Here is a 4,737-nt window from a genome sequence, read left to right as displayed (position 1 = left end):
ATTCTAGCCACCTCCCCCACGCCTTGCAAGCACTATTTTTGAGAACGGACAGACGCCGTCAAAACGGCGATCGGGGATGCGATCCCCGGTGATCGAACGTGACCAGTCCGGGCGATTCGATGCGTCTACCACCGACTGAGCCCTCATATATTGCCCCGGCGTGGAGTCAGGCCCCTTTCGCTCCATGCAGCGCGGCGTGGCCTATGCCATCCGGCTGCCCCCATACAAATGATGGGCGTGCACAGAAAAGACTAGAATATACGGCTCTGTGCACCTCAAACTTTCCGGATTTATGCGCTCGCGAATCGCCAAACGTCTCCCTCCTGATGCCGACAAGCTGGTCGGCCTCTCGCTCGCGCTCTTCGCGTCGGGCAGCCGAACCGAAGACCGCTTCTGGGAAGCGAAGCTCGACGTGCTGCTGGCAAAAATCGTCCGTAATGGCAATCAGACGACACTGGACGCTGCGCTCGATCATCTGCAACAGAATCATCCGGATGCGTACGGTGCGCTCGCCGATATGGCGGAAACGCATAGTGAATCGTTCCTCGTCGATTACGACGGCACGCCGCACGAAGCCTTGCTGATCGCCGCACCGGTCCTCGCCTGGACCCGTTACGCGATTCCGTCGGGTCCGCTCAAGGGCGAAGCCGCCGACGCCCTGCGCGCGCATCTGCAGGCCCATGTGCTTGCGGCAGATACGCGCGTCGCGATGGCGCCATTCCTGTACAGCATCGATCAATTGCCGCGTCATCACGTGGAAACATGGCGCGTGGCACAACAGCTTGCGCAGACGGCGGCTGGCGGTCACGGCGCGAAATTCAATTTCGGCGAGCTGCCTGAAACATCGCCGATCCTCGCCGATCCGCGATTCCTGCTCGCCGTCGTCATCGCGCCGGTCGGCGCTCCGGTGTTCCGCTGGCAGGAAGAAGAGCACGGAAGCCGCATCGAGCGCGGACAGTGTCTCGAACAATGGGCGACACAAGGCGGAGCCAATCTGTCGATCATCCTGCCAGGTTGCGAATTCGAGTGCCTGTTGCCAGACGCCTACTACTCCGCCTGTCGCGATGCCGATGAACGCGTGCGTCCTCATACGGTCCGCACTGCCGTGCGCTATCTCTTCGACACGATCGGCGCCGCACCGCAGGAGTTGCGTGCGGTCGTCGCGGGTTTCGGCGAGCGACACATCGACGAATATCGCGTCGGCTTTACCCGACGTGGCAGCAATGATGTGATCTACGGCGTTGTGTGGCCACTCTACGGTCGCGAGAATGGTGAGCCGGGCATAGACGAGGAGCCGCAGGAAGCCGCGCCCAGCGACGGTCCGCTTGAAGAAATCGTCGCGTTGCTGAAGGAAACCGGCATCACGGAAGTACGACGTCATGCCGGACGTTTCGAACCGGAATACTGCGACGATTGCGGCGTGCCACTTTATGCAGATCCACTCGGTGAGATCGTGCATGCAGAGATGCCCGAGGACGCCGAACCGGCGCAACCTCACTTCCACTGACACACGCGCCGCCAGATTCTGACAGCCCCGCCTCGCGCGGGGCTTTTTCTTAGCACGCATCCTATGCCTTTCGGACAGGCAGTCCTGCAAGATGGAATTTGTCATCATGGGACCGGTGGCGCATCACAGCGCGTCCGGCGCCTGCCGGCCCGTGCGCATCGCGCCACCTCGACCGATTCATCTGGAGGAGGCAACGCATGCGTTTTACCGTATTCAACCCGGAAGCCGAACGGCGCGAGGGACTCAAGGCCCTGTTGAGGCAGATCGACCGTCAGGCGCGTTTTAGCGAGGCGCAGGACTGGCGCCATGCGGACCGGGCATTGCGTCGGCTGAAACCCGATCTGCTGGTCATCGACTGGGAGAACGGGATGCGCATTGCCGACGCCCGGGCGCTGTTTGCAGCTCATCGCGCCGTACCGGTCGCGGTACTGACCGACGACGCCTCGCCTGGCATCGTGCGCGCCCTGATCGATGAAGGCGCGCTGGGCGTGATCCCGCGCAGAATGGATCCGCGCCTGATCGTCAGGGCATTTGAAATCGTGCTGCTAGGTGGTCACTACGTGCCAGCCGGCGCGCTCGCGCTCGAATCGCCACCGGTAGCGCCCGAGGTTCCGGTTCGCCGTCAGGAACCGCGCACCGCCAAGCCGCGGCGAATACGTCTTTCGAATGGACTTTCGCCGCGTCAGGAGCAGATCATGCGATGCGTGCACATGGGCAGTACCAACAAGATGATCGCGCGCACGCTCGGAATCAGCGAGGGTACCGTCAAGATTCATCTCGCCAGTATTTTCCAGCAACTCGGTGCGCCCAATCGGGCCGCCGCCGTCGCGATCTATAACGGCTGGCTCGCCGCTCAACTCCAGGTGCTGCGCCCGGATCAAGAAAGTGCCCCTCACGCGGTCCCCGGACAACATGGTGTTGTGCCGTTGCGGCGCCGCCCGAACCACCAGTTCAAGTATCCGTTGCCAGCAAACGACGCCGGCGGCGCCATCGCGACCGCCGCTGAGCCTGTCGTGCCATTCGGTGATCCAGCCACGGAGCCCGTCCGGTGACCGGCACGGGCGGACTGGCCACACGCCCACGCTCTGCGCACGCTTCGTCGGGCGTGGTTGCGGCATCGCGCAGCGTGGCAGGCGCATGGAACTCGCGAGCCAGTACCGCGGAGCCGCCTCGGCGCCGTCAACGCCGCACGCCCAGCTGTGCCGGGCGCCGGTAAACCGGACAGGGAAACCACAACGAGAAAGGCCTGAACCGGAGGCGCACAGGCGCCACCAGCATGGCTGGCACGGATTCCGCTCACCCGTTTTAACTTCCAGGAGTAATATGAGATTTATGGGTTTCCTCTACACACCGCTGCCGTTCTGGGTCGCTGTCGGTGGCTGGATTGCCACTGCCGGCCTGCTTGCGCTCGCGCTATGGAAAAACCCTTTCAAGCGTCTCCAGGACGCCACCTTGCAACACGTGTGGCTCGCACTGATCGTCGCGATGTCGGTACTGTGGGCAAGCAATGCATGGCTCGATGACGGCACAGTCATGCACCTGCTCGGCGCCACACTCGTCGTCACGCTGTTCGACTGGGCGCTCGCACTGGTCGCAATGGCCGCGGTCACGGGCATCGCCGCTGTGATCTTTGATGCGCCCTGGCAAGGCATCGCCCTCACCTTCCTGATATTCGGCGCGTTGCCAGTCGCGGTGTCGGCGCTTCTGCAACGGGCGATCGTCAAGTGGCTGCCGCGCAACCTGTTCGTCTTCATCTTCGGTCAGGGTTTCATCTCACCCGCTATCGCGGTGACGGTCACCGCGATAGCGGCGGTGGCATCGCATGTCGCGCTGGCAGACGGGTCGATGATGGTTGTGCCCGCTGGCTATCTTTTCAGCGTCTTTCTGCTTGCAACGGGCGAAGCGTGGTTCACCGGGATGTCCACGGCATTGATTGCCGTCTACCGGCCGGCCTGGGTCACGACTTACGATGTGCGTCGCTACCGGCTCGGCGGCCCGCGCATCTGAAATCGGGCGGTGCCTGGATCGCGAGTAAGGGGGCGATGCCGGGTCAATGCGGGTTGACTCATGATTGCGGGACTGACGATCCGCACGTGAAGAACCGGTGGGAAAGCAAAAACGGTTCATCGCGAACACCCGTTCGCAGCGTCGATGAATCTGGAAAGGACCTGTTTCGAGTCGACGTAATTGCAGAAAAGGGCGACTACTCGCATCCCCGCGCAACGAAGATAATCCCTTAACGAACCACCGCCACCGCCTTCGACAACAGCGAACGCAACCCTTCGGTCAGAGCCGCTCAGGCCGCATGCGCCAAAAATTTTGTGTCAGGATTGAACTCCTCTCGTCCGCCGGGCATCTTACGTGCCTGATGTTTCATAAGCCCTGATAGATGGATAGCACCAACGCACCGCGCCGATTGCTGCGGTTGGTCGGCCGGCTAGCGGCGATTGCAGCGGGCGTCTCGCTCGTATGCACTGCTCCCGCGTTCGCCGATCAGCTCGAACAGCACAACGAACTCGTCAACAGATTCGTCCATGACCTGCACGCCGATCCGCTCGTTGCGGACTGCGCCGCGCACGCCAATTTCGTGGCCAGTACTTCGACGGCTTTCGACCACGTCGAATTCCCGCCCAGCTCCTTCGATAGCGCCCATTCTGCGGTCACGCCGTGGAACGATTCGTTCGACGAGGGTAAGCAGCGCGTCAAGGTCGACAACATCGTGACCGTCGAAGGTCTCGGCGTGCCGCAAAGTGGAGGTGGCTCGCCGATGGATCTCAAGTTCCGCTGCGGCTACGTAGGCACCCAGATGCTCGCGTTCAGCTGGAACGACCCTGTGCCGCCGGCGAAGGCACGTAGCGCGCCTTCCGGCGGCCAGAAAAAGAAAGGCGCGAAGGGCAAACATTCGCCCAGCAAGAAGTCGACTGGCAAGGTATCGTCGTCGGCCGCGGCGACGAAGTCGGCTGGCAAGCCGACGTCGAAATCGTCAGCGAAGAAAAAGTCGCACTGACCAGGCATCCTCAGGCGGCCGTTTCAAACGCCGCGGCGCACAGGACGGAATTCCAGACCCACGCGTCCTGCGCGGCGCAAAAAACAAAAAAGCGGGGAACACGCGATAAGCGTGTTCCCCGCTTTTTTGCACAACCCGCACAACCCGCACAACCCGCACAACCCGCACAACCCGCACAACCCGCACAACCCGCACAACCCGCACAACCCGCACAACCCGCACA

General features: G+C 62.4%; 4 protein-coding genes. All 4 read left to right on the top strand.

All coding sequences use genetic code 11. The features are described from left to right. Nucleotides 1-292: 292 nt before the first annotated feature. Entirely contained in the window at nt 293-1,507 is a 1,215-nt protein-coding gene (locus tag P3T16_RS34675) for a DUF2863 family protein (RefSeq protein ID WP_429261015.1), read from the top strand. A gap of 197 nt (nt 1,508-1,704) precedes the next feature. After that, nucleotides 1,705-2,559, top strand: coding sequence for a LuxR C-terminal-related transcriptional regulator (locus tag P3T16_RS34670; protein WP_429261014.1), 855 nt, complete (start codon nt 1,705-1,707; stop codon nt 2,557-2,559). A gap of 280 nt (nt 2,560-2,839) precedes the next feature. Then, nucleotides 2,840-3,514 carry an energy-coupling factor ABC transporter permease gene (locus P3T16_RS34665; RefSeq protein WP_429261016.1) on the top strand — a complete coding sequence of 225 codons (675 nt, stop codon included), beginning with the start codon at nt 2,840-2,842 and terminating at the stop codon, nt 3,512-3,514. A 382-nt stretch (nt 3,515-3,896) separates the two neighbouring features. Further along, nucleotides 3,897-4,514: a BspC domain-containing protein gene (locus P3T16_RS34660; protein ID WP_429345643.1), complete on the top strand. Its 618-nt coding sequence runs from the start codon at nt 3,897-3,899 to the stop codon at nt 4,512-4,514. The last annotated feature ends 223 nt before the right edge of the window (nt 4,515-4,737 follow it).

The organism is Paraburkholderia sp. GAS42 (assembly GCF_050436565.1).
In the GTDB taxonomy this organism is placed as follows: Bacteria; Pseudomonadota; Gammaproteobacteria; order Burkholderiales; family Burkholderiaceae; genus Paraburkholderia.
This window is presented reverse-complemented; position numbering and strand designations above follow the sequence as displayed.

Bases quoted from the DNA above. Each gene is read 5' to 3' on its own strand.
- P3T16_RS34660 (WP_429345643.1), top strand. From the start codon at position 3,897: ATGGATAGCACCAACGCACCGCGCCGATTGCTGCGGTTGGTCGGCCGG.
- P3T16_RS34665 (WP_429261016.1), top strand. From the start codon at position 2,840: ATGGGTTTCCTCTACACACCGCTGCCGTTCTGGGTCGCTGTCGGTGGC.
- P3T16_RS34675 (WP_429261015.1), top strand. From the start codon at position 293: ATGCGCTCGCGAATCGCCAAACGTCTCCCTCCTGATGCCGACAAGCTG.
- P3T16_RS34670 (WP_429261014.1), top strand. From the start codon at position 1,705: ATGCGTTTTACCGTATTCAACCCGGAAGCCGAACGGCGCGAGGGACTC.